Consider the following 23239-nt stretch of genomic DNA (forward strand, 5'->3'; position numbering starts at 1 on the left):
CATTCCATCGGCGGATGCCGCTCCACCTCGCCAGGCGGTGCAGGTACCGGCGGTCGAACGCATCGTCCAATTCTCGGAACGATCTTGCCGGCCTGCAGTTTAGGACGAGCCCGTTGCGCATGTCTATGCTGGCCGCGGTGCTCGTTGCACCGGCCCCCGACCGAACATACAGAGCAGCAGGCCTGTCGGCCCCGACTTGCGGGAGATCTGCGGAATCATGCGACGATTCCCGGCCGAACATCGTGTCACATGGCCAGACATACACTAGCCAATAGTTAATCATCGTCATTGTTGAATGTGTGCAAAACATCGCTCTTTTCGGGAGAGAAAAGCGACATCTGTACACATTCCGGACCTTATCAGCATCATGTCTGTTCATATAGGTGCGAGTAAAGTCCGTGCAATGCCATGAGTTGCTCGTGGGTGCCGGATTCCACGATATGTCCCTGGTTCATGACATATATGCGGTCAAATTCCCGAATGGATGCCAGTCTGTGCGCAACGACAACACAGGCGGCCGTCGAATCCAGTAGCTCGGACATGATGCGCCGTTCCGTTACATTGTCCAAGGCGCTGGTGGGTTCATCCATAAGCAGGTATGACGGTGATGCCGCCACCGCCCGTGCAATGGCAATTTTCTGACGCTGCCCACCGGACAGATTCATTCCCTGTTCGCTGATCATGGTGTCGAGCCCCGCCGCGGGATTCATCATGCGCTCGTCGATACATGCAATGCGACATGCTCTGGAAATATCCGAATCCGTCAGCCAACCGCGGTGCAACACGATATTATCCCGCAGCGTTTCATTGAACACCATGGAATCCTGATTCACGTATGCCAGATGATGCATTTTCCATTGCATATCGCAACAATGTGCGGGTACGTTGCCTATAGTCGCGTCGCCGATGGTGGGGGCGATGAGTCCGGCGAGCAATTTGAGCAGCGTACTTTTGCCGGACCCTGTAGGTCCGACTATGGCGATTTTCTCACCAGGACGCACGGTCACGGTCGCATGCTCGACCACAGCGGGAGCGAACGCCGTATATGCGTATCCGACGTCGTTCAAGGCAAGGGCGACCGGCCTTTTGTTCGGAAGCGAATCTGGATGATTCCGTGTCACGCCTCCTTTATCGTGACTATCGTCGGTCTGTTCCGGGATAAGATCCGTAACCTTGCGGATGTATGTACGTATCGCCGCGAATTGCCCAATCAGTGCGACGATGGACGAAAACGGCGTGGCGAACGATGACGCCAGCGACATGAATCCGACAACGGTGCCTGTTCCGGCAATGCCATCGGCCACCAGTAGCGTACCCAAGCCGATGACGACCAGCGGCAGAATGAACACCAAGGTTCCCGACAGCGACGACAACGCGGCGGTGAGATTCCCTCGCCGACGTTGAACTGCCAACTGCGTTTCCAGACGGCTCGACCATTGTTCGAGAAAATGCTGTTCCAAGCTCAGGCTTTTGATGGTCTCAATGCCCGAGAATATCTCGATATACGATCGCTGCACATCGGATTGTGCGGCGGCTTCATGCTCGGACAATTTTCTGTTGCGGGACGCATACACCGAGGAAACTGTCAATACGATTGCGCACACCAGCAACGTGACCAAGGTGAGCAAGGGCGAGAAATCGGCCATCATGATCAGATACACCCCCAGGAACAGCAGTGATGTCATTGCACCGATCATTCCGGAGGCCAGTGCCTGTTGGATGACCATGACGAGATTGGCACGATATATCAAATCACCGCTGGAACGGTTGATGAAGAACGAGAAGTCACGTTCGAGCACTCCCTGCATATAGGCATGAAACAAGTGTCGTCCGAACCGAATCTGCAGACGGGTGGATACGATGACGTTGAGTGCCGTAGACGCATAGTAGGCAGCGAACGAGCCAAGAAGCACGCCGGCAAGCATGCCGGCATACCCCGCGCCATCTGCGATGGAGGGTCGGTCGACCAATACGCGGGTCGTCACCGGAACCACAAGCGTCAGGCATTGGATGCACAGCGACAACGCCAACGCCGAAGCAATGGACCATGGCTGGCTTCTCACAAAAGCCCGCATGGTTCGCCAGGTGGCACTATGCCATTGCCCCAGACGGTCACGTGCCTGTGTTTCCCGACCTGACACCAATAACGCGATGCCCGAGCAGTGCTGCGCGCATTCCGACGGCAACAGTCTGCGGCTTCCTTTGGCTGGATCGAGGATATGAAATCTGCTGCGCGTAATCCGTTCCAACACCACGAAATGGTGATCATCCCACAGGAGAATGCACGGCAGGTCCATGTTCCTCATTGCCTCGACGCTCGGTATGCGAACGCCGCGGACTTCAATATCATGATCCCGCAGAATACGGATGAGCTGTTGCATGGAATAACCGCCACGCGGTACGCCGTATCGCGTTCGCAATCCCTCCAATGACGCGTTGCCCGTGAAGGCGGCGATGATCATCGCCGCGCAGGCTAGACCGCAGTCGCTGTGCTCGGTCTGCTCGATGAACGGAATCCTGATGCGTCGTTTAATCATCCGCGCCGCTCCGACGTCTCGCCGCCGGTGCGCCGCAGGCCGAAATCCACGTCGGCATGTCCGCGTCCCAGCGTGGCGATGTCGGTGAACGTCCCGTAGTCGGGCACGTCGGCAAGCATGACGTCCTCGACGACGTGCCGGTCATCGAGGACGACGACCCGTTCCGCGGCCTTCCAGCAGTATTCCAGGTCGTGCGTGACGGTCAGGACCGTCCGCCCGGCGACGTGCAGCTGGTTGACATAGTCGATGAACAGGTCGCGCGTAATCGGGTCGATCGAGTTGGTGGGCTCGTCCAGCAGGATGACGCGCGGATCGAACAGCATGCCCGCCACCAGCCCCGCGCGCTTGCGCAGCCCGCTGGAGAGGTCCGTCGCCTTCTTGTCGAGATGCGGCCCCAGCTCGAACGCGCGTACCAGCGGCTCATCGTCGAGGGCCGTAGGATCCACGCCGCGCGCCCCGGAGCCCGCGCCGCCGAACAGCAGGGCGCGGAACCGGATGTTGTCGCGCACGGTCATCGAGTTGATGAGATCGGCCCGTTCGGTCATCAGGAACACGTCGCGCATCGACGGCACCAGCTCCTGGTTGATCACGCACCGGCCGCTCCACGGGCGCAGCAGCCCGACGATGAGGTTGAACAGCGTGGTCTTGCCCACGCCGTTGTAGCCCAGCAGGGCCATCGTCTGTCCCCGCGGGACCTCGAGGGAGACGTCGTCGAGCACCGCGCGGCGCTTGCGGTAGCCGAAGGTCACGTGATCGACGGCGATGATGGTATCGGTGTTCATATACAGGTCCTTCCCTGATGATGACTGTTATGGAGTCCTTCAATGTTCCTGCTGTGCCACCCGTGCAAAATACTCTTGCATGGTGGCGCAGTCGAGCATGCCGTGCTCATGCCAGTACCGGGCCTCGTAGTCGTCGTCGGCACGTCGACGATACATGCGCCGGTAGGCGCGGAACATCTGCTCCTGTCGTTCACTCGGAGTCAGCACAGGTTGTGTGCGCAGGTTTGTGATCACCTCAGAGATGCGATACGCCACGTTTTCGGCTGAGGTTTCGTCGAATGGCGCAGCCGTGGTGTGGTAGGCGGTCTCGCCGATGACCACGCCCAAGGACTCCATGAACTGCTCCATCAAGACACCGACTTCCAGGAACCCGTTGGTGGTGGCACTGACGAACGCCATCCCGGGTTTGTTGGACAATCGTATGAGATGCGTCCAGTAGGTAAGCCTGTCCATCAGGATCTTCATATCCCCCGACACGTTGTGGCCGTAGGTCGGCGTACCGAGAATCAGGTAATCACATGTCTCGATGAGCCGTTTCATCGTGGAGGAGTCATCATCCCCGGATTCGGCGATATGATCAACACCGGTGAAGAACTCGTCGGCCGTACCATCGCTAGGTAGAATCGTCATATCGTGCGGCGTTAGAATGGACCATGTCACCGGCAGAATTCGGTCGAGTGCCGCTTTAGTTTGTCTCACGGCACGCACCGTTTGGGAACGAGGATTGCGGGATCCGATGTAGGCTACGATATGTGTCATCGATTCACCTCCAGCGCCAGAATCGAAGGAACTGTTGGATCTTGTATGCGCAGCATCGTATAGGCGATTCCCACCGGCCCCAGGAAGTATGACAAGTCCACGAATTCAGGGATACGCCCCAACTTGAAAGAACCTCCTTCACAAGCCTCGGCCAGCATGTCGTTCATAAGCCTACGGGCACGGTCAAGATACCAGACATCATTGGTGGAGCGATGGCAGGAGATGAGCGTATCGATAGCCCCGCACCGGCCGTGGCATACCGTGTCGTCGTTCCAGACGGCCTTGCTGAGCAAGCTATCGACTGACGCCCGGGTCGGGAAAGGCCGTTCCTCGTCGCAGCTGAAGAACGGTTCTCCGTTCGGGCCTGATACGGAATCTAGTTCGTTCTGAACCCACAGCACACCGATATCACCACGGCACCATTTGGTCAGCGAACGGGTATGTTGCCTCGCTCTGCGCCGGGCCGCACGATTCCACGCTTCATGCGAGAATCGTGCGTATTCGCCATCATCGGTCGCACTATACAGATGCCAAAACGCCAGTGCAACACCCTCCAGGCCGTGCGCGGCACCATAGGGGAAAACGAAATCATCGTCGGCGGCGATGTTATCCCATCGAGGCGTAATAGCCGCAATCATCTGTTGTCCCAGATGATCAGCACGATCAAGAATCGCGTCGTCGGATAGAAGCTCATGTATGGCCTGCAGGAGAACGATGACACCAGCCGCTCCCGTCACGTAATCGACGTGCAGGTTGGATGCGGGCGTGGCATCGTCCGTGATGTATTCTTCGGCATACCGTGGCATGGCTTGAACGATGTCACGGAGATTCCGGCGAAGAGTACCGGTGTCATCATGTGCGAGGAGACGCAGGGCCCCGTATCCGCGCGAAATTCCACCGGAGAATGCCGACTGTGTAGAGCTGGCCGTTTGGAAACGGAATGCGGATTCGACGCACCGATGGGCGAAGGACGAATATTGTTCCTCATGCATCCGTTGCCCTAACTCCTGGAACAATAATGCGGCCCCCGTCTGTCCCAAATAAAGTTCATTGCTACCGACATTCAGACTCGATTGTTGCGTGTCGGTACGATTGGATGACAGCCATGCGACAGTTCCGGTAGAGTCGTCCATGACCGCCTCCGACATAAGCTCCTCCGCGACTGCATGAGCATAATCCGTATCATGCCAGTTCTTGGGAATGCGCAGCGGCTTCCGTGAGGAAGACATACCCAAAGCATTGCGAATCACGCGACGCTGCAGCTTAGCTTCATCTCGAATATGCGCATGCCTGGTACGGATGATGTCTATAGCAGATTGTTGGCAGGCATTTTCTATAACCGTTCCGTCCGCGCCAATGACTGATGACGATGATACCTGCGTAGTGAATAAGGGGATATCTCCGGCCAACAGTTGATTATATTCACTGATGAAAATCTGCTTTTTCACAAACGGAAAAACATAGAGGTTTTCAAGAATTGCCTCGACATCACGCATGTCCGTCAGCACCGCGGGGTGGTGCATGAAATCCTGGAACCGTGCATAGCTGTTGGTCGGGCGGATCAGCACTCTGACGCGGCCATTGGTTCCGATGATATCGAGCAGTTCATCGATGTCGATGTCGGCGAGAGCGCTCACCGCAATGTTGAACCCTTTTAGAATCGCTTCCCGGTATGGCTGGGGATTCACGGCCATGCCGTTCAGGTTCAGTACATGCGAAGTCTTGTCGAGCTGAAGCTCACGGTGTTCGTAATGGGCGTGATCCGAATCCATGTCCACCGCTTGGGCGATCATCGCCGGCACTTTCTGCGGCTCGGGGTTCAACGCGCTGACATCGATGCTTTCGCCCGCGGCGTTTACGGGCATGCCGGAGGGCAGCAATGCGCTGTACGCCAACGAATGTGTTATGGTATCTTCCACGATTCCGGCGGCCCCTTCATTATGCCGCTCGAACAGCACCTTGTTGGTGATCACGGTTTCGAAATCGACGATCTGCGGATATTCACCATGGGGAATGATGTTCTCGAAGTGCATGTCGTTGCCGTTCAGCAGCCACACCATTCCCATGATTTGCCCGTATCGGCGGTAATACCGTTCCACCTCGTCAACGGTGGAGCAGTCACATGATTCGACGAATTCTTCGAATCCGTAGTCACCGCAGTCCAGTACGTCCGACACCTGCAGTGTCAGGAAACCCGTCTGGTGCTCGCACCGGTGCGCCAACGCGGCGAACATCCGATGCATGGATAATGGCCTGGGTTTGTATACGACATGTTTGCCGCTCATCGTCAGGATGGCGACCGACGCGCCGTGATTGTGCAGATCGCCTTCATCGAGCTGGACGTGCTCCAGCTTGAACGATTTAGAAAGGTTGAAATGTTCCGTCAGTGTTGTTCGATTGTCCGACAACCGTTTCAACAGCTGTCTGCAGAAACGCAGGAAGTCCAGGGTCGTCCGGGCACAGAAACGCATCAGCACCGGATACTTGCCGAACAAGGTCTCCCTGTATGCCGGTGAGCACAGCTTCAAGCAGAAAGCGTGCTTTCTGGCGAATTCGTCATCTCCTTGCAGATGCCCTGCCTGACGTTCCCTGTTCATCTCTAGAATCAACGTCTTGGCTCCGATGCGTAGCAGCCGATTCCCCAGCGTCGTCAGCAACTCTGACATGACGATTTGCCGATCCGACGCATACGGCAGGTTATCGAACATTGATGTTGTTTCGTCTGCGCCGTAGGCGAGGAACGGTGCGAAGGCGCTGATGAAATCGGCGACTGAAGCATCTGAGAATGCATCACAGTGTGTGTTGTATGCCCAGACCGACATCACATCACGCTGCCATGGCATATGGGAGTCATCGGCTGGCTCATCACGGTTCAGACAATGCGCGTAGCCAGCAGGCGTGTACTGACGCAGAATGAGCATTTCATCGAAATCTGAGTCACGTAACGCCGTATGGCGGGAGCGCCACCGTTGCAGCCACATCTTGTCGGCAGGCGAACATTCGAGGTCGAAATCGTGTGAATAGCGTTCCGCAATGGTCATGGCTTGGTTCAATTGCGTGCACAACGGCATGGTTGGTCCTTTTCGAAATAAATTACATGATTGGTGGGTCGATCTTGCCGAGATTGCCTAATGTGGATGCGTACCGGCGGCGCAATACGGTGAGCGACAGCAGGAACGCGCCTCCCGCGCAGAACAGAATGATGGCCAGCGAGACCAGCACGGCCGCGGCGAACGGCAGCAGTCCCCACAGGGCGATGCAGACGAACACCGGAAGCATCAGCATGCAGGCGGTGAGCAGGAACGCTGTGTCCGGCATCAGCAGGCGCAGGAACATGGCGAGCTGCGTGTCCAGCGCGGTCCACGCCCAGTTCATCAGGCAGGCCATGACCAGTTGCGCCGCCAGCATGCCCGGCGTCGGCAGCGCGCCGCGGTCGGTATGCAGCGCCGCCAGCAGCGATATGACGAGGAAGACCGTGGACGCCGCCTCGTAGACCCACAGTTTGGACAGCAGATAAGTGCGGAACGACGCGCCCGACTGCACGATGAGCTCGGGCACGCCGTCCAGATAGTCCTGCCAGGTGGTGTAGTCCACGGTGATGGCGAGGAACAACGCGATCGCCGGCGCGTCCATCATCGCGGTGAACAACGCGTTCCCGGTATGGAGGAACAACGGGTTGAGCGCCGCGAACGTCGGAAAGGCCAGGGAGACCCAGACCGCCCGGTTCAACGAGGTGAACAGGCGGAACTCCTTGAACAGAAAAGCTTTCATTACGGACTTTCATGCGTGTGCGGCTACTCTGCAAGATCGCGATAGCCGCACACGATATCGGGAGCAGTATTAGTTACTTGTTGCAAGTCACTGTCAGCTGCGACAAGCAGTAAAATACGGTCATCACCGCCGAGATGCTGAGCTCGACGAAACAGCCAATTACCGTATCGGATGTAGTGTAGGTTTGTACATCTCCGCGTCCGGTCAGCATGGCCATCTCCTTATCGGACAGATCATCAAATGTCTCGCCGACGATCGACTTCTCATTCATACTCATAAGGACCTCCTTAGTTGTTGTTCGACTTCCGTAGCGAAGTCGAACAACAACATCTCCCTCCCACTCCGGTAAATCCAGCTTCGTATCCCATTGAGGGGACGAAAATACACTCATCAACATCAATGTGTAAATATTGCTGTATGGAATAAGAAGAAAGGAAGACCTGCGCACATGCATAGATTGGCTGCATTGTTATGTACACTCGTTTTCACGATTGCGCCACTTGCTCCCGCGGCGGTCTGCATAACATCGGGAGCTCATCCGATATCATACTCCGGGGCATTTAACTGCCCGGTTGTGTTTTTCTGGCTATGTAGACAATGACGTCTAACCGTGCAGCGATAGCATACAGAATATCTGCCATCGTCCCCCGGTAGTGCCACTTCTGACTGTGCCGCCGAACTTTTTGATTTGTTCGACATGCAAAATCAGTCCACGCCCGGATTCAGGAGGCTCAATCCACCGATCAGATGTCTCCAGCCCATTAGTCTGTGAAAGTGTGACCGAGTCCCGCGTGAACCGAATGCGGACACAGTACGTGGAACGCTCCGGATCGCAGTGGCGTTCGATGTTGGCATAGATTTCATTGAGCAACGCGATGAACGCATAACCGCGGTCATTCAGACGGCAGTCACACTCGCCCTGCACGACGCTTTCACCATCGTGCCCGAGTGCGCGCAGCCGACGGTCGGCCGCCGTTGCAATCGCTCGGACGGTTGGCAACAGTGCGAAAGGCTCCGTCTCCTTCATCGGTCTGTCACCGTGAATCAGGTCGATGGCCCGGTGGGTCTCATGCAACGCGTCGGCGGCATATTCGGCGATTTTCTCCACACCACAGCGCGCACAGACCTCGGGATGCTCCCGTCTGGCGCGTTCAGCAGCTACCAGAATCCTAACCAGATTGCCTGATATTGAGTCATGAAGTGATGTAGAGGCCAACAGCTGAAGCCGTGTCCGCTCGAGCTGGTACTGCGTCTCCTGCTGCGCGCGCTGTCGTTCCCGGTACCGGGTCGACACCCCGACCAGATAGGCACACAGCAATCCGATGCCAAAGTTCACAATGCCGGACGGCACGGAATACCCCATGACCTCCGGCCGCGCCATCGCGGCATAGAATGTGCTAACCATGACAAGCCCGATCGACACGACGCATTCTGTAATCCGTGCACGCCGACCGAGTACCACCATCGCCAACAGCAGTCCCCACGTGCCGCTCGGTCCCGACGCGTCGATGCAAACGGTCAGATTCCCAACAAGAACGACAATCAGGATCATCCATGCCGCTGCCCGTCCCCGCCATGGCAGCAACGCCAGCGCGACGCACAGCAGCATCGACACCACGATGCCGACCACTGTACGCGGCGGGTTCATGATCCATTCGGCAACCGCCGCGCACAACGCGGCCGCCGACAGGCACAGGATGACCCGGTCCGCCATGGACCATGCGGCGATGTTCCGGAGAACGCCACGAACGCCACGAACGCCCCGGAAGACGGCCCCGTACGTGCGGTCGCCGCGGTTCCCCCGGTTCATGCCCGCCACCGCCACCACAACTCCGCCAGATCCGCGCGCGAGGACAGCCCCAGGCGCTTCTGCGCCCGGTCCAGATGGGTCTTGACCGAACCCGGCGTGATGCCCAGCCGGAACGCGATCGCCGCCGGCTTGCAGGCCTGCGCGTACAGTTCCACGACCTGCCGTTCCCGTTCGGTGAGCGCCGTCAAATCCAGGTCACCCACGGCACGCAGCCGCTCATGCGCCTTCCCCGCGGACTCAAACGACACGGTCCGTTCCCCGACGACGCGTATCGGAAGCGTCCCGCCATCCGCCACCGCGGCGATCGCACGGCACAGACCATCGAAATCCGCCTTGCCGACGATGCCCTGCGCGCCCGCATCCGCCACAGTCGCCGCGTACTGGTTCAGCGAGAAGGCCGTCATCGCCAGGATCGGCAGCGTGCCGTTCCTTTCGCGTATCCGCCTGCACGCCTCCGTGCCGGTCATGTCCTCCAGGCTCATGTCCAGAAGCAGGATGCCGGCACGGCTCAACGGATCCAACGCCCGTTCGATGGTCTCATGCCCCGAACGGGCGACCCAGCTGACACAGGCCTGCGGCAACCGTTGACGGACGATCGCCGTGAGCCCCATCAGCACGACCTCGTCGTTATCGGCGACCGCCAATTGAATAGCACTGTTCCCCACACGCAACGACTCTACCAGCCCAACCGTCCGCGGAAGCCGATTCGTCCAGCAGGATCTGCCGGCAATCCGGTGTCCGCGTCCGATCGGCACTGGCCCGTTCCACCGTTCATCCTCTCCGATACGGCAATGACGCGCCATTGAGTCTTCCCTCGTTCCATGGACGCAGTCGTGTCCGGTCTGTCAAACGTTCGTTCACGGTGGTCAAGGTCATTGCGGGCGCCGGCAGCGCCCGCACGGCTCCGAGTCCCTGGTCGGCCGTTCGAGCGATCCGGCGGGGCGCTGCGGGTCAGTCGAGTCCGTCCCATGGATCGACGGGAGGCGGCGCGAGGCGGGTGCGTGGCGGCAGCGTGCCTGTGTTGCGCAGGTGGTTGACGATGTCCTGCGGCGTGGCGGTGGCGTCGTCGTCGATGTGTGCCCAGGGGTCGTTGATGCTCATGGCGGTGTGTTCCTTTCCGTTCGTGGTTGGCGCGTTCGGGCCACGCGGCCCGACGTCGGCGGCGGGGACGCGCGGGGTCCCTCCGGGGTCGCGCGGCCCCGTCGGCGATGTCGGGGCGTGTGGCATGATGGTGCCGGCCACGGGCGGAGGGGAACACGTCGCCGGCGTCGATGCCGTGCCGTGGCCGGCGGTGCGTCATGCCGGGTTGATGCCGTGATGGAAGGCCGTGAGGACGATTGCGGCGAGCGAGCATGTCTCGTCCGCGGCGAGGGCCGCGAAGGCGTGCGCGACGGCGGCGGGGGCATCGCCCGACCACCACAGCAGATAGGCGGCGACCGCCTCGGTCTGCGCGCGGGGGACGTCCATCGGGATGCCGTCGATGTATCCGATGATCGTGACGGCGGATTCGTGGAGTCGCGGACGGTCGTAGTCGCCGGTCGTGAACGCGTGGGTGAGGGCGGCGTCCATCTTCCCGGCCGTGTCCGGGCGGTGGGGGTGCTCCGCCATGTCGATGATGTCCTCGCGCGGCGTGGACGGGGCGATGAGGTGGACGAGGAACGCGTCGCGGGCCGACAGCCTGGCGTCCATGAGCCGGGCGAGGGCTGCGGCGTGCCGGTCGGCGAAGGTCCCGTCGTCCCATGCGTCGAGCAGGCGTGCGAGCGTTGTGGCGATTCCCGTATCGGTGCAGTTCATCATGTGTCTCTCCTTGCGTGAGCGTGGTCCTGATTTTTCTTTTCGACCTGTTCGGTCAGCGGATGCGCACGGCCCCAAGGAGCGGACGTCAAGGCCGACGCCCCGACCCCGTCGGGGTCGCGTGCGGCGGGCTTGACGGGAACGACGGCGGCCGTAGTCTGGAGCGGTCCGAAGAAGGTCGGACGATATGGGCGGCGCCCCTGCAGGGGCGCTCCTTGTCCCGCCGCCCCGACGGGGCGGGGTGGCGTGGCTGCGCCGGCGGCGCCGCCGCGCGGATGATGGGGCCCTTGGGGCCCGGCCGCGGGCATGGCCTGGTGTGACGGTCGCCGTCGTCGTCCGTCCCGTTCCGGCGTCGTTGTCGCCGCGGCATTGTCCGCGGGACGGCGCCGGACTTGAGGGGCGGGCAACGGCGGCGTCCTTTTCCTGGGGCCGTGCCGGCGGGCGCGCCGCCTTCGGGCGGCGTCCTTTTCCCGTTGGCCCGATCGGCCGGTGGCCGGAGGCGTCGGGGTCCGGGGAACGTCCCCGGCGCCTGGGGTCCAGGGGAGGGCGGGCGCCCCTGGCCGCCGGAGGCCGCGCCGGACGGGTGTCCGGCGCTTTCGCGTGGTTTAGCGGGGTTGGTAGTCGGGGATGCCGGTGAGTTCGGCTTGGGCGTCGGCGTAGCCTTCCTCGTAGGCGCTTATCCATTCGTCGCCGTAGTAAGGGGCGTACAGGTCGTCCCATTGGCTGGCGTATGGGTCGTCCCATTGGCGGTTGCTGACGGCGATATGGCCTTTCTCGCCTTGGATGACGGTGTGGCCTTGGGTGAGCCATTCGAGGTCGCCGTTTTGGTCGATGAGCGCGAACTGGCCTTGGCTTCCGTCGGTGAGGTCGGTGTGGCCGTCCTGCCATGCGTCGATGGCGTTGCGGCTGTCGTTGTCGTATCGTCCGTGGACGTGGCGGCGGGCGATGCCGTTGTGCGCGATGTAGCCGTTTCGGTCGCCTTTTCGGAACGTGAACGGGTGGGTGTTGCGCACGTGGACGCCGCCGTGGGTGGCGAGTCTGAAGTGGATGAGGCAGGGCATGTCCGTGAGGGCTTCCCAGTTGCGGATGATGAACGCGAGGGTGTGGTGGTTGTCCGGGTTGCGGTAGCGGTGCAGGCGGGTGCCGTCGTGCCATGCGATGCCCGCCCCGTCGGGGTTCGTGTCGCTCATTCGGGCGAGCTGCGTGGGCGAGGGCATGCTGCCGGGGTCGGCGGTGCAGATGACGCACATCAGCGTGCTCCTTTCCGTGCGGGCGCGGGCATGGCCGCGTGGTGGGCGGTGCGCGAGCAGGCCATGATGTCGGCCTGTTTCAGGCTGTATACGGGGTGGTGTTGGAAGAGCCTCCACATGGCGTGCGCCCAGCGGATTGCGGGGTCGAGCTTGTGGGCGGTGCCCACGTGCCATGCGCCGAAGGTGCGCAGTTCGATGGTTCGGTGGTGGTCGTCGTTGACCGCGGTCGCCTTGCCGTGGTACAGGCCGTGTTCGAGCCGGCACCATCGGCAGTCGGTGTGGTGTCGCATGTTCAGGTCGTCGCACTGGTCGGGGGTGAGCGCCTTGAGGGCCCAGTACCATCGGCTCGGGGTCTGGCGACTGGTGCGGCTGATGTGCATGTGGCCTCCGGCCGCGCTGTCTTCGTCGGCGCGGTGGATGCCCGCCGCAAGTCCGGTGAGCATGTCGATGGTGCGGTCGTCGCATGTGATGGGCTGCGTCTGGTATTCGAGGCCGCCGTGGTGCAGGCTTCCGTCCGTGCACCATCCGGCGATGAGCTCGTGTTCCTGCATGCGTTCGCGGTCGTGTTCGCCGTCGATTTCGATTTCGAGGCCGACGCTGAACGTGTCGAGCCGTTCGGCGGGCGTGCCCCGGTAGGGATTGTCGTATTCGGGGTGCCGCACGTCGCTGCATCCGCGGCACCGGTCGCGGCAGTCGTCGCAGCACCATGCGTTGTCGCAGTCGCACCATAGCGTGCATTCCGGGCATGTGACGCCGTCGCACCAGCTGCATGTGTATCCGCAGTCGGGGCACATCCCCTCGCCGCATCGCGCGCAGAAGCTCTGGCATTCATGGCATACGGCCGTGCCGCATTCCGCGCAGGGGCACACGCAGTCGTCGCACAGGCCGGTCCGGCATTCCGCGCATCGGCGGATGCGGTCGTCGCGCAGGACGGTCCCGCATTCCTCGCATCTGCATGCGTGCGCGGCCTCCGTCGTCAGTTCGTCCCTGTCGCCCGTGTTCTTGTTCTCGTCCGTCATGGGTATCACGCTCCTATGTCGTCTTCGTCGTTTTCCGGACGGCCACGGCGTGCCCGGCCGGCCGGGCACGGCGCAGGACGGCGTGGCGGTCGGCGGCGTGCCGTAGGCGCCCCGCGCCGGCATGCCGCCGGCCGACGCGGCCTTCTTGCGACGCGGCGGCGGGTCGGGCATGGTGGGGTCGGCCGGTCCGTTGCCGATCCGCGCGCCCGCACGACGACGGGCGTGTGGATCGGGGGCCGTGAGTGGGCCCGCCGGCGGGCGGGTCCGGGAACGGGCCCGGTGGGGTGGACACTCCCGTTGTTGTGCATGTTGTATAGTTGTGGCTATACGTTGTGTTAGTCGAGTGTTTGGAGGTCGTGATGTACAACGGGGTCACGGATACGCGGTCGAAGGCGGATTTCCGCATGTATCGGGACATGCTGCACGTGTCGCAGCAGGTGATGGGCCATCTGCTGGGCTTTTCCAGGGCGGCGGTGGCCGATTGGGAGGATCCGGCGGCGTGGGTGCCGGGCCGGGACGCGTGGGAGCGGCTGCTGCGCAGGTGGCGTCGGGCGGAGGAGAAGGCCGCGGCGCTGGTGGACCTGTCCGCGGGCGTGGACCGGCCCGTGCTCCCTTATCGGATCCGCGCCAGGGACGGCGTGGGCGACGCGATGATCTGGCATTTCGAGAACCTGGCGACACGTCTGGCGTGGGACGAACTGCGCAGGAGCGGGGTCGAGGCCGGGGTGACCAGGCCGGGCGCCGACCCCGGCGATCCCTCGCTGGCGGACGCTTCGATGCTCAAGCTGCGGATGGACCTGCTGTGCCTGCCGCAGTCGACGCTGGCCGACTTGGCCGGGGTCACGCGCGGCCGCCTGCAGTCATGGCGGAGCGGCACGGGCCCCCGGGCCGACCGGGTGGTGTGGGAGGCGCTCGACCGGCTGCAGGAGCGGGTCGACGCGCAGGCGGACCGGATCGTGGGGGTGGCCGAGGAGAGCGCGCAGGTGGCGCGCAGGGCCGGGGTGCGGCCCGCGTTGATGCTGGTCCCATACCGGCGCCTGGGCGACGACGTGGACACGCTGGTCGCGAACGCGGCCGCACGCCAGGCCGCGCTCCGCCTGCACGCGGCGGGACTGGGGTGCGCGGCCGTCTGGGAGGACGGAGTCCCGGAACCACGATGACGCGGAATCGCCTCACTAGACTATGCCATCGAAAGCGTATTACGATAGTATGCCAACGTGTTACAATAGATATATATTGTGCTACAAGCGGGAGGTAGTCATGGCCATGGCGTCGGTGACGGTCCGTGTGGACGAGGACACGAAGCGAAAGGCGTCCACTATAGCGGAGGATCTGGGTCTCGACCTGTCGAGCGTGACCAGGGCCTTTTATCGGCAGATCGTGCGCGAACGGCGCATCCCGCTCGACCTGTCCTGCTCGCCCCTGCCGGAGGAGACCGTGGATGCGTTGAACGAGGCCCGTCGTATCGTGGCGTCGGGGGCGACTCGATTCGACACGGCCGACGACATGTTCGCGTCGCTGGGGATCTGACATGCTCAGGGCTGAGTATACGAAGGCGTTCGAGCGGGACGTGAAGCGCCTGAAGCGACGCCATGCGGATCTCACGGACCTCAAGGAGGTCATACGCCTGGTGCTCGCGGATACGGGCGACGCAAGGGAAACGTTGCGGCGTCGGCATCGGGCTCATATGCTGGCCGGCGACCTGGCGGGCGTTATGGAATGCCACGTCGGCAACGCCGGCGACTGGCTCGCGATCTGGATGCGCGGGGACGGGGTCGCCGTGTTCATGCGCACGGGCGGCCACGACGAGCTCTTCGGAAGAAGATGACCAGGCCTTCTGAGTGGACATCAGACTCGAATGAGCCGATCAGGCCTTCACACGGCAGGAACGATTCGATGAAACCGCCTCGAACCGAGTGCACGGACCGCCCTGCCCGCAATCAGTCATCTCGGCCTTTCCCGGATGCTGCATTCATCATGGCCGATGTATGTCGAACGCATGAGCGCGGCGGATTCGGAAGAATCGGGCCGGCACCTATTGGAGCCGGCCCGACGTTGATTGGTTATAGAAGAATTCCGACGATGATCTTGGCAACCGAGTGCGCGGTGGACGAATCGACGCCCTGGTCTTCCAGGAATTCGGCGATCTTGTCCTCAGTCCAATTCTCGACATTGTCCAGGAACCCGGTGAGCTTATCCAGCCACTTCACTCCCTTGAAGATCTTCGAGACGACCTTCAGCACTGTCTTGATCGCGCTGACCTTGCTGTATGTCTGCGGGCCGGTCGTCGATTCGACGAGCTGTTCGAGGACCTCATGACGCTCCTGACCGGAAAGAAGCCCGGACGTGCACAGGTCATCGAACGCCGAACGGATTTCGGGGTCAAGAATACCGAGAAGCATGTCGTCGGTCATGTCTGTCACGTCCATGGAGAGATCGACCTGCGACGTCACGGGTTCGGCGGCGGACGCCGTCGTAGCAAACGACACTCCCGTTGCCAACGTCGCGGCGGCGGCCAGAATCGCGATGAATCGTGTCGAATTGTTTTTCATGATGAATTCCTTCTCTGCGACCCGGGGCGGGTCGCAGCTCTCACGCTACGTCGCCGACGTGTTTCCGGATCGTCATGGTCACCCGAATGGGTGACAGCCGTCGGGATCGTGGATTTCCTTGGCGATCGTGTCGCCCATGAGGGCGACAGGAAGCGGCGGAACGCCGCTGCCTGTGCTGTGATGTGGGTATGGCGGCCGGATCGCCGTATGGACGGTCCGGTCGCCGGGCGTACGATGTCGTTTCAAGAGGTGTGTCATGGGAAAAGATAACGGTGGCGTTGAGCCCGGGAGCCAAGGCGTGCGTGGCTTTCTGCGCGACGTGTTCCTGGATCCCGAGGACCTGGAGCATGAGCGTCGTTTCGACATGCGTTCGCTGCCGTTGGCCGCGTTGGCGTTGGCGGCGGGGTTCGCGTATTCGAGGACGGGAGCGTCGTGGCTGGCGGCCGTCTCCGCGGTGTGCATGGCGGCGTATGTGGTGTATTTCGTCGTGAACCGCTCGGCATATGTGATCCGTCTCGTGCGCGGACGGGGCGTGCTCGGCGGTCGCGCACGTCGGACCGGTCCGGTGCGGTCGCCGGCGTGGGTGCGTTGGCTGGAGCGTGTGGCCGGCGACGATACGGCGTACGCGCTGGTCGGCGGCTACGGTGTGCCGGTCGCGGGTTCGGTGGTGGTGGCCGTGTGGTCGGTGACCGGCTGGCCGTGGCTGCTATGGCTGGCCGCGGCTCTGGCGGCCGTGTATGCGGCGTACTGGCTGATGATGCTGTTCGTGCGCGCGAACCGCCGACTGTCCGGGTTGCTGCGCGACCGCGAGACCCGCTTGGACGAGGCACGCCGTCGCATGGACCGCATGCGCAGGGATCGCGAGCTGGCCGGGCGCACGCACGACACGGTCGCCGGAGGCTTGTCGTATATCGCGTTCCTCGCCCAACAGCGCTTGGAGGATCCCGGGCTGGACGACGCGGAGCGGGAGGCGTGGCAACGGGTCGACCAGGCCGCGCAGCGTACGCTGGACAACGTGCATCGGGTGATCGACGTGCTCGACGGCGGCGAGACGCCCCCGGGATCCGGCTCCATGGCGGATCTGCTCGACGGACGGGTGAAGGCCGGTGTCGCGCGCCTCCGCGCGCTCGGTTTCGACGGCACGGTGTCCGTGGACGTCGATGGACTGCTGGGCGTCCAGGTCGGTGAGGCGGCGTCGCGTGAGGCGGGTGATCTGGTCGACGAGCTGTTCGTCAACATCGCGGCCCACGCGGACCCTGACCAACCGTACAGCGTCGACGTCGCCGCACGGTCCGGCAGGCTTCGCGTCGTGCAGACCGATGTCGCCGCCGGCCATGGACGGTTCCGTCGCGCGCGCTCCGGCAGGGGGCTCGGACTGCACCGCCGCCGCATCCGGGCGCTCGGCGGCACGCTGAACACGTCCCTGGAGGACGGGGAATGGACGCTGTACGCGGATCTGCCGTTACAGGACAGAGACGGGGACGGGGCCGGGACCGACGATGCCGTGACCGACGGAAGGCCCTCCCCGACCGCGGATGCCGGCGCGCACGGGCCGGACCGGGAGGACGTCCTATGAATATCGGCGTCGTGGACAACGACGAACTGGTTCTGGGCGCGCTGTCCTCCTCCCTGGCCGGCGCGTTCGGACGGGACGCGGTGGCCTGGCGCTGCCTGTCGGGACGCCGGGCGGTGTCCCTGTGCCTGGACGGACGGACCAGGCCCGACGTGCTGCTGATGGACGTGTCCCTGTCCGACATGTCCGGCATCGAGGCCTGCCGCCGCATCCGAGAACGCGACGGAAACATGCCGGTCCTCATGATCACCGCATTCCCGATCGACCGGTACGCCCGCGACGCCGCACAAGCCGGCGCGCAGGGCATCGTCGCCAAGCGCAGTCTGCGACGCATCCGGACCGCCATCACCGCGGTCGCGGACGGATTGACGTGGCACGAGGACGCGCCCGACGCCGGTTTCGGTGCCGCCCGCCTGGCGCACGAACGGCTCGCAGCGCCCGATGCAGCAGAAGACCGACACAACGGGCGTGTGGACTTGTCCATCAGGGAGGCCGAGATCCTGCGCTGGTATGCCAGGGGGCTGACCACACGGCAGGTATCCGAATTGACGGGCCTGAGCGCCAACACCATCAAGACCTACACCAGACGAGCCATGGACAAACTCGACGCCGCCACCCGCGGCCAGGCCATCGCCAAACTCATCGAGCACGAACGCCGCCAATGACCACTGCTGCAGCACGCCGGGGCGATCCTCGATAAGGAATTCCTCCGGCCGCTGGGTATCAGCCGCTACCGTTTGGCGAAAACCATCAACATGAGCGAAACGGCGATCGGTGAAATCGTCAACGGGAATATGGTACGGTTCGGGACTGCGGTGGCGATCCTGATACCGGTCATCCGTTGGCGAATCCGCTGACCGTCACCCAGCCGCTCTGATCCGTCGATTGCGTTGGATCATATTTCAGATGGAACTCATAGGAGCCTCTGGGCGACAGCCACGATATGTCGTCACTGAGTTCGTCGCAATGGTAATACACCGTATATTCGGCCTGCGTGCCAGGTACGTTCCTTACGGCGTCCCTGTCCGTCCCCAGATTCTCGGAATACTTTATCTCGTCGATGCTGCATTCACGCAAAGGACTCAGGTCCCTTTCGAGATGCTCCACGCCTTTCAGGAGCACGTCCTTCGTGAACAACACCGAATCCGAAATGGAGACCTTCCTGGGAATCACATCCGCGGAGGACTGTGTCTTCATGTCATGCGTGACGTAAAGCACGCAGCACGCGATCGCCAGAAGACCGGAAACCAATAGGAGAAGAAGCAGCTTCGAGCGTTTCCTTGCCGGCGTGGACATGTTCCCCCAATCAGCAATCGTCTCCAACGTCTCACTTCCCGATGACCCGCACCCTCACGAGGCGAGGCATACATCGATGATACATGCGGCGGGAGCACAGGGCCGTTTGGTCCGGCGGATCCTGATCATATTCCAGACGGATGCCAGTCCGAGGCCACTCCGAAGAGGTACCGTCTCAATGGCGGGACGAAGACCGGGAGGCCGTCAACCAGGCCGCAGACGGACGGCCGGACGGGCAAAGACCAGGGACGGATACGCCGCCCGATTCCAAGAGACGGAGGACGTGAATGGACGGTTCGTTGTGGCGTATCGGCAATTACAGGAACTGGTTCGTCTCCGACACCGCGGAGGCCCTTGCGAAAAGCATGAGGGCCTTCGCGGTTCCCCTGATCGCGTTCGAGATATCACGGTCGGAAAGCGTCGCCGGCGTTCTTACCGCAATCGAATCCACGCTGGTCATGGCGCTCACCCCGATAGGCGGCGGCCTCGTCGATATGCTGGACAGGAAGAAGATGATGCGTCTGCTCGGCTTCGCGGGCTTCGCCCTGTCGCTGGCGACGGCCCTCATGCTTTGGCTGGGACCGGACATCGCGGCCCTCTGCGTCCTGATCGTCCTGTTCGGAGTGGTCACGGGCCTGCTCGGAGGCTCCAACGACGCCATACTCAAGTCGCTGATCCCCGAAACATTGTTTCCGGGCGCCCAGGCGGTGAGGGAAAGCCGCGAGGCGGCGCTCGACCTTTCCGGGGGACTGGTGAGCGGTCTGCTGTACAGCCTGTCGAGCGCCGCGATCTTCGTGGCGTCCTCCCTCTCGTATCTGACAAGCGCCGTTGCCGCGTCGTCCATCCGCGCCCCCTCCCCGCATCGCCCGGACGACGCATCCGACCGGAACGGACCCCGCGCAAACCCGCTGCCGGCCTTCGCGAGGCATCTGCACGAAGGCTGGCGCTGGTGCTCCCGCAGGCCGACTTTCCTGGCGGCCATGCTGGTCGGGGCGTTCGTGAACGTCTCCTTCGTCATGCTGGTGACCGGCTCCCAGATCATGCTGGCGGCGTCGGGAACCAGTTCGGTGCTGATCGGTCTGATCAGCACCGGCATGGGCGTCAGCGCGCTGATCGGCTCGCTGCTGGCCATCCGGCTGGTCAACCGGGTCCGCACGGGACTGCTGATCGTTCTTTGCCTGGCGTTCATAATGGCGTGCTTCGTCCCGCTGCTGTTCCGCGGCTCGTTCCCGTGCATATTGGCGATGACGTCGTTGGTCGGGCTGCCCGTGCCGGCGTTGAACGCCGCGCTGTACGGCTTCCTGTTCGGCAAGACCCCGGAGGACATGCAGGGAAGGGCCTCGGCGGTGTTCGAGACATCGGTCGGTCTCGCAAGCGCGGTGACCCCGGCCTTCGTCGGACCGATGCTTCAGCTGGACAACGGCTTCACGCTCGTCATCGCATCGGCCGTCGTCTTCTCGGCCCTTGGCGTTCTCACCGCCCTATGCTCCAGAATCAAGGACATCCCGCGCATCACTATGTGGGATACGGTAACACTATAGAAAGCAAGGCGATGCCAGTCGGATCTTGTCCGGGAGTGAGCGGATTCGGATGATTGGAGTGCCGAACAGTCCGACGCGTCGCCGACGTCGATCGTGATGCGTCATGCTACGTCCGTGACATGGGCGGATGGCGGCGAATGCGGACGGAGCCAACGGAAATCCCATGTTTGGACAACAGATACGGATGCATGTAAAACGTATTGAGTATATATGTATGTGCCCATATGAGGTTCTGTTCATTTGCGTATGCGCAGGCGCCGGTCAAGGATGTCCGGGCACCGCGAGAGATCACGCCCCGTCATTTGTCCGCCGCGTGGGAGATCCCGAATCGGCTTATGTCGTGGACAATGACCACACCGATTTGGCAGGCCAATCGACCTGCCGCCTATGACATTCGCTAGGAGGTATCAAGGATGGCCAAACCCGGAAACACCAGAAAGAACCGCGCTTTGTCCGGTCTGCCGAACCTGCTTGATTCGTGCGGCTGGAGCGTGCGCAACGCGTTTTCGACCTGCCCGGCGCTGTCCGTCATCGCCACGTTGGTCACGGTGTTGATATCGCTGGTGCCGAGCGCGCAGACGGTGTTCGTATCCCGCATGGTCTCGCACATCTCAAACCCAGGCAAGGCGATGCTCTGGGCCTGCGCGACGGGAATCGTCGTGGCGGGCTACCTTGCCGCGCAACAGATCATGTACACCATCCAAAGGATGGTGCAGATATCGATTGGGGCACGCTGCCACGAACGAATCGACCACGTCTACGCCTCGTTGGATCCATGCGAGATCGCGGATTCCGAAGTGATTGAGTTGGGCAGGCAGGCCCGGGAATCGATCGACTCCGGAAAACTGCCGATGCAGCCCGTATCGCTGCTGTCGACGCTGTTCTCCCTGCTCGTATGCGGCTCGTTAACCGTGACGCTCTGGCGAACCAGCTGGGTCGCGGCGCTGCTGATACTGGCGACTCTGCTGCCGTTGACCGTTTCCATGATGTTCTATTCAAGGGAGGATGCGAAGCGCTGGCCCGGAATCACCACGGCGCAGCGGGCCGCGGAGTACCGGGAATCCATGCTGACCTACCAGAGCACGGCCCAGGAGCTGTCGCTCTACGACGCGTCGGACACCGTCGCCGACTGGGCTTCTCGGCACCGCAGAAACTATCGGGACCTGAGACTCGGATTGGAATCGCTGTCGATCGCCAGCGACGGTGCCGCCGGCATCGTCTCCGTGGCGCTGCTCACAGGCGCTCTAGCCGCGATGATCACATCCGGGGCATCCGCATCCATGATCGCGGGCGGCACGACCGGAATCCTGTCGGGCATCATCGCCACCAGCAACGTCGGCTACTCGATCGGCGAGCTGCTGACCTCGTCGACAGCGGTCACGGCCTTCCGCCGCTTCATGGGTCTGGGCGTACACGCCCCCGAACACGCCCAGACGAAGTCCTCGACGCTGCACGCCGAATCAATCGCGGTGAGCAACATGGACGTGTTCTATCCCAACAGCGACGCCCCCACGGTCACGGGCATAAACCTCAATCTCCGCAAAGGCGAGATGGTGGCTTTCGTGGGAGCCAACGGAGCGGGAAAGACGACCACGGTCAAGGGACTGCTGGGCATGCTCGACGCCAGGTGCGATGCGCTCAGCATCGATGGCATCGACTTGACCGGCTCAACCTACCGCCAGCGCCATCGCTTCTTCGGGGTCGTTCCCCAAGAATACGGCAGGTATGAACTGACCGTGCGCGACAACCTGTCCATGGGCGATCAGCAGGTACGGGACGACGACCGGAGGCTATGGCAAACGCTCAAGCAGGCACGGGCGGACGGGTTCGTGGATGGACTGCCGGACGGGCTGGATTCGCAGCTGGGCAACCAGTGGGGCGGGGCCGGGCTGTCCGGTGGCGAATGGCAGCGGCTGGCATTGGCGCGGCTGGAACTGCGAAACGCGCCGATTCGCATACTGGATGAAGCGACCAGCAACGTCGACGCCGAGACAGAGGAATCACTCTTCAGGGACCTGCGCAACAGCGCGAAGGACTACATCACCATAGTGGTCTCCCACCGGGTATGGACTCTGCGGGACATGGACCGGATCTACGTGTTCGACCACGGGCGAATCGTCGAAACAGGCACCTACGAGCAACTCAGGCGCGAAGGCACGCGGTTCGCCGAACTGTTCTCATTCCAAGAACACGAGAACAGAGGTGACCAGAAACATGAAGAAACCGCTTCCCAAGCCGATGAATGTCAAGACCCTGATGCACCCCGATAATGCCATGCTAGGGCTTTCATCGACTACGTCAACCAGCTGCACGCCGCAGGACGGACGATCCTGACCATCACGCACGACTTGGAATACTGCTGGAAGACCGCGGAACGGGTCGTCGTCCTCGACGACCGGCACGTCGTCGAGGACGTCATGCTCGCCGACGTGCCCGACTACGGGACGTTCACCAGCATCGCCACGCCGGGCCGCGGACATGACGACATGGTTTCCGGGCTCCCGTCCCGAAACCGTTGAAGGCGACGGAAGCCGTAATCGCCGATAATGTAGATT

The 23239-nt window shown here is 62.2% G+C and carries 22 protein-coding genes; 8 read left to right on the forward strand and 14 right to left on the reverse strand.

Translation table 11 applies throughout. The annotated features are described in order from the left end of the window. Window positions 1-365 precede the first annotated feature (365 nt). The 12 genes from AC1AX7_RS08525 to AC1AX7_RS08580 all read right to left on the reverse strand — a co-directional run bounded on the left by AC1AX7_RS08525 (window position 366) and on the right by AC1AX7_RS08580 (window position 13722). Window positions 366-2537: a peptidase domain-containing ABC transporter gene (locus AC1AX7_RS08525; RefSeq protein ID WP_476509655.1), complete on the reverse strand. Its 2172-nt coding sequence runs from the start codon at window positions 2535-2537 to the stop codon at window positions 366-368. Beyond that, window positions 2534-3319 (reverse strand): ATP-binding cassette domain-containing protein, encoded by a 786-nt coding sequence (locus AC1AX7_RS08530; protein WP_476509656.1) that lies wholly within the window; start codon window positions 3317-3319, stop codon window positions 2534-2536. Before AC1AX7_RS08530 ends, AC1AX7_RS08525 begins: the two co-directional genes overlap by 4 nt. Before the next feature lie 39 nt (window positions 3320-3358). Then, on the reverse strand, window positions 3359-4078 hold the full coding sequence (locus AC1AX7_RS08535; RefSeq protein ID WP_476509657.1) for a flavodoxin family protein: 720 nt from the start codon (window positions 4076-4078) through the stop codon (window positions 3359-3361). Next, window positions 4075-7149 carry a type 2 lanthipeptide synthetase LanM gene (gene lanM / locus AC1AX7_RS08540; RefSeq protein WP_476509658.1) on the reverse strand — a complete coding sequence of 1025 codons (3075 nt, stop codon included), beginning with the start codon at window positions 7147-7149 and terminating at the stop codon, window positions 4075-4077. Before lanM ends, AC1AX7_RS08535 begins: the two co-directional genes overlap by 4 nt. A gap of 22 nt (window positions 7150-7171) precedes the next feature. Beyond that, complete coding sequence (locus AC1AX7_RS08545) at window positions 7172-7849, reverse strand: hypothetical protein (RefSeq protein WP_476509659.1); 678 nt, start codon at window positions 7847-7849, stop codon at window positions 7172-7174. A gap of 73 nt (window positions 7850-7922) precedes the next feature. Continuing rightward, a complete protein-coding gene (locus AC1AX7_RS08550) occupies window positions 7923-8126 on the reverse strand; it encodes a lichenicidin A2 family type 2 lantibiotic (protein ID WP_476509660.1) in 204 nt (67 codons plus the stop codon). A 327-nt stretch (window positions 8127-8453) separates the two neighbouring features. Then, window positions 8454-9674, reverse strand: a complete 1221-nt coding sequence (locus AC1AX7_RS08555; protein ID WP_476509661.1) for a sensor histidine kinase — start codon at window positions 9672-9674, stop codon at window positions 8454-8456. Then, window positions 9656-10324, reverse strand: coding sequence for a response regulator (locus AC1AX7_RS08560; RefSeq protein WP_476509662.1), 669 nt, complete (start codon window positions 10322-10324; stop codon window positions 9656-9658). Before AC1AX7_RS08560 ends, AC1AX7_RS08555 begins: the two co-directional genes overlap by 19 nt. 286 nt (window positions 10325-10610) lie before the next feature. Next, a complete protein-coding gene (locus AC1AX7_RS08565; RefSeq protein WP_476509663.1) occupies window positions 10611-10760 on the reverse strand; it encodes a hypothetical protein in 150 nt (49 codons plus the stop codon). Window positions 10761-10955: 195 nt separating this feature from the next. Continuing rightward, window positions 10956-11456: a hypothetical protein gene (locus AC1AX7_RS08570; RefSeq protein ID WP_476509664.1), complete on the reverse strand. Its 501-nt coding sequence runs from the start codon at window positions 11454-11456 to the stop codon at window positions 10956-10958. A gap of 602 nt (window positions 11457-12058) precedes the next feature. Further along, window positions 12059-12643: a class II glutamine amidotransferase gene (locus tag AC1AX7_RS08575; RefSeq protein ID WP_476509665.1), complete on the reverse strand. Its 585-nt coding sequence runs from the start codon at window positions 12641-12643 to the stop codon at window positions 12059-12061. 59 nt (window positions 12644-12702) lie between these two features. Further along, complete coding sequence (locus AC1AX7_RS08580; RefSeq protein ID WP_476509666.1) at window positions 12703-13722, reverse strand: hypothetical protein; 1020 nt, start codon at window positions 13720-13722, stop codon at window positions 12703-12705. Window positions 13723-14081: 359 nt separating this feature from the next. Between AC1AX7_RS08580 and AC1AX7_RS08585 the strand changes: the two genes are divergently transcribed. From AC1AX7_RS08585 to AC1AX7_RS08595, 3 genes are all read left to right on the forward strand, one after another. Next, the gene (locus tag AC1AX7_RS08585; protein WP_476509667.1) at window positions 14082-14882 is read left to right on the forward strand and encodes a helix-turn-helix domain-containing protein; all 801 of its coding nucleotides are present in this window, start codon (window positions 14082-14084) and stop codon (window positions 14880-14882) included. Between the two features lie 100 nt (window positions 14883-14982). Then, window positions 14983-15252: a type II toxin-antitoxin system RelB/DinJ family antitoxin gene (locus AC1AX7_RS08590; RefSeq protein WP_476509668.1), complete on the forward strand. Its 270-nt coding sequence runs from the start codon at window positions 14983-14985 to the stop codon at window positions 15250-15252. Window position 15253: 1 nt separating this feature from the next. Further along, a complete protein-coding gene (locus AC1AX7_RS08595) occupies window positions 15254-15550 on the forward strand; it encodes a type II toxin-antitoxin system RelE/ParE family toxin (RefSeq protein WP_476509669.1) in 297 nt (98 codons plus the stop codon). A gap of 235 nt (window positions 15551-15785) precedes the next feature. Here the strand turns inward: AC1AX7_RS08595 and AC1AX7_RS08600 are convergent, their stop codons facing one another. After that, window positions 15786-16274 (reverse strand): hypothetical protein, encoded by a 489-nt coding sequence (locus tag AC1AX7_RS08600; RefSeq protein WP_476509670.1) that lies wholly within the window; start codon window positions 16272-16274, stop codon window positions 15786-15788. Window positions 16275-16530: 256 nt separating this feature from the next. Here AC1AX7_RS08600 and AC1AX7_RS08605 point away from each other — a divergent pair, with 256 nt between their 5' ends. After that, window positions 16531-17850 (forward strand): sensor histidine kinase, encoded by a 1320-nt coding sequence (locus AC1AX7_RS08605; protein WP_476509671.1) that lies wholly within the window; start codon window positions 16531-16533, stop codon window positions 17848-17850. Further along, window positions 17847-18512 carry a response regulator gene (locus AC1AX7_RS08610; RefSeq protein ID WP_476509672.1) on the forward strand — a complete coding sequence of 222 codons (666 nt, stop codon included), beginning with the start codon at window positions 17847-17849 and terminating at the stop codon, window positions 18510-18512. Before AC1AX7_RS08605 ends, AC1AX7_RS08610 begins: the two co-directional genes overlap by 4 nt. 169 nt (window positions 18513-18681) lie before the next feature. Here the strand turns inward: AC1AX7_RS08610 and AC1AX7_RS08615 are convergent, their stop codons facing one another. Beyond that, window positions 18682-19143, reverse strand: a complete 462-nt coding sequence (locus AC1AX7_RS08615) for a hypothetical protein (RefSeq protein ID WP_476509673.1) — start codon at window positions 19141-19143, stop codon at window positions 18682-18684. Window positions 19144-19430: 287 nt separating this feature from the next. Between AC1AX7_RS08615 and AC1AX7_RS08620 the strand changes: the two genes are divergently transcribed. The 3 genes from AC1AX7_RS08620 to AC1AX7_RS08630 all read left to right on the forward strand — a co-directional run bounded on the left by AC1AX7_RS08620 (window position 19431) and on the right by AC1AX7_RS08630 (window position 23203). Beyond that, window positions 19431-20684, forward strand: a complete 1254-nt coding sequence (locus AC1AX7_RS08620; protein ID WP_476509674.1) for an MFS transporter — start codon at window positions 19431-19433, stop codon at window positions 20682-20684. A gap of 413 nt (window positions 20685-21097) precedes the next feature. Beyond that, the gene (locus AC1AX7_RS08625) at window positions 21098-22954 is read left to right on the forward strand and encodes an ATP-binding cassette domain-containing protein (RefSeq protein WP_476509675.1); all 1857 of its coding nucleotides are present in this window, start codon (window positions 21098-21100) and stop codon (window positions 22952-22954) included. Window positions 22955-23032: 78 nt separating this feature from the next. Then, complete coding sequence (locus tag AC1AX7_RS08630; RefSeq protein WP_476509676.1) at window positions 23033-23203, forward strand: hypothetical protein; 171 nt, start codon at window positions 23033-23035, stop codon at window positions 23201-23203. The last annotated feature ends 36 nt before the right edge of the window (window positions 23204-23239 follow it).

The sequence above is a fragment of the Bifidobacterium sp. LH_449 genome (assembly GCF_056356755.1).

Excerpts from the sequence above, each read along its gene's own strand:
- AC1AX7_RS08600 (WP_476509670.1), bottom strand. The coding sequence starts at position 16,274 with ATGAAAAACAATTCGACACGATTCATCGCGATTCTGGCCGCCGCCGCG.
- AC1AX7_RS08585 (WP_476509667.1), top strand. The coding sequence starts at position 14,082 with ATGTACAACGGGGTCACGGATACGCGGTCGAAGGCGGATTTCCGCATG.
- AC1AX7_RS08525 (WP_476509655.1), bottom strand. The coding sequence starts at position 2,537 with ATGATTAAACGACGCATCAGGATTCCGTTCATCGAGCAGACCGAGCAC.
- AC1AX7_RS08570 (WP_476509664.1), bottom strand. The coding sequence starts at position 11,456 with ATGATGAACTGCACCGATACGGGAATCGCCACAACGCTCGCACGCCTG.
- AC1AX7_RS08535 (WP_476509657.1), bottom strand. The coding sequence starts at position 4,078 with ATGACACATATCGTAGCCTACATCGGATCCCGCAATCCTCGTTCCCAA.
- AC1AX7_RS08530 (WP_476509656.1), bottom strand. The coding sequence starts at position 3,319 with ATGAACACCGATACCATCATCGCCGTCGATCACGTGACCTTCGGCTAC.
- AC1AX7_RS08550 (WP_476509660.1), bottom strand. The coding sequence starts at position 8,126 with ATGAGTATGAATGAGAAGTCGATCGTCGGCGAGACATTTGATGATCTG.
- lanM (WP_476509658.1), bottom strand. The coding sequence starts at position 7,149 with ATGCCGTTGTGCACGCAATTGAACCAAGCCATGACCATTGCGGAACGC.
- AC1AX7_RS08610 (WP_476509672.1), top strand. The coding sequence starts at position 17,847 with ATGAATATCGGCGTCGTGGACAACGACGAACTGGTTCTGGGCGCGCTG.
- AC1AX7_RS08575 (WP_476509665.1), bottom strand. The coding sequence starts at position 12,643 with ATGAGCGACACGAACCCCGACGGGGCGGGCATCGCATGGCACGACGGC.
- AC1AX7_RS08620 (WP_476509674.1), top strand. The coding sequence starts at position 19,431 with ATGGACGGTTCGTTGTGGCGTATCGGCAATTACAGGAACTGGTTCGTC.
- AC1AX7_RS08595 (WP_476509669.1), top strand. The coding sequence starts at position 15,254 with ATGCTCAGGGCTGAGTATACGAAGGCGTTCGAGCGGGACGTGAAGCGC.
- AC1AX7_RS08545 (WP_476509659.1), bottom strand. The coding sequence starts at position 7,849 with ATGAAAGCTTTTCTGTTCAAGGAGTTCCGCCTGTTCACCTCGTTGAAC.
- AC1AX7_RS08605 (WP_476509671.1), top strand. The coding sequence starts at position 16,531 with ATGGGAAAAGATAACGGTGGCGTTGAGCCCGGGAGCCAAGGCGTGCGT.
- AC1AX7_RS08615 (WP_476509673.1), bottom strand. The coding sequence starts at position 19,143 with ATGTCCACGCCGGCAAGGAAACGCTCGAAGCTGCTTCTTCTCCTATTG.
- AC1AX7_RS08580 (WP_476509666.1), bottom strand. The coding sequence starts at position 13,722 with ATGACGGACGAGAACAAGAACACGGGCGACAGGGACGAACTGACGACG.
- AC1AX7_RS08625 (WP_476509675.1), top strand. The coding sequence starts at position 21,098 with ATGGCCAAACCCGGAAACACCAGAAAGAACCGCGCTTTGTCCGGTCTG.
- AC1AX7_RS08565 (WP_476509663.1), bottom strand. The coding sequence starts at position 10,760 with ATGAGCATCAACGACCCCTGGGCACACATCGACGACGACGCCACCGCC.
- AC1AX7_RS08590 (WP_476509668.1), top strand. The coding sequence starts at position 14,983 with ATGGCCATGGCGTCGGTGACGGTCCGTGTGGACGAGGACACGAAGCGA.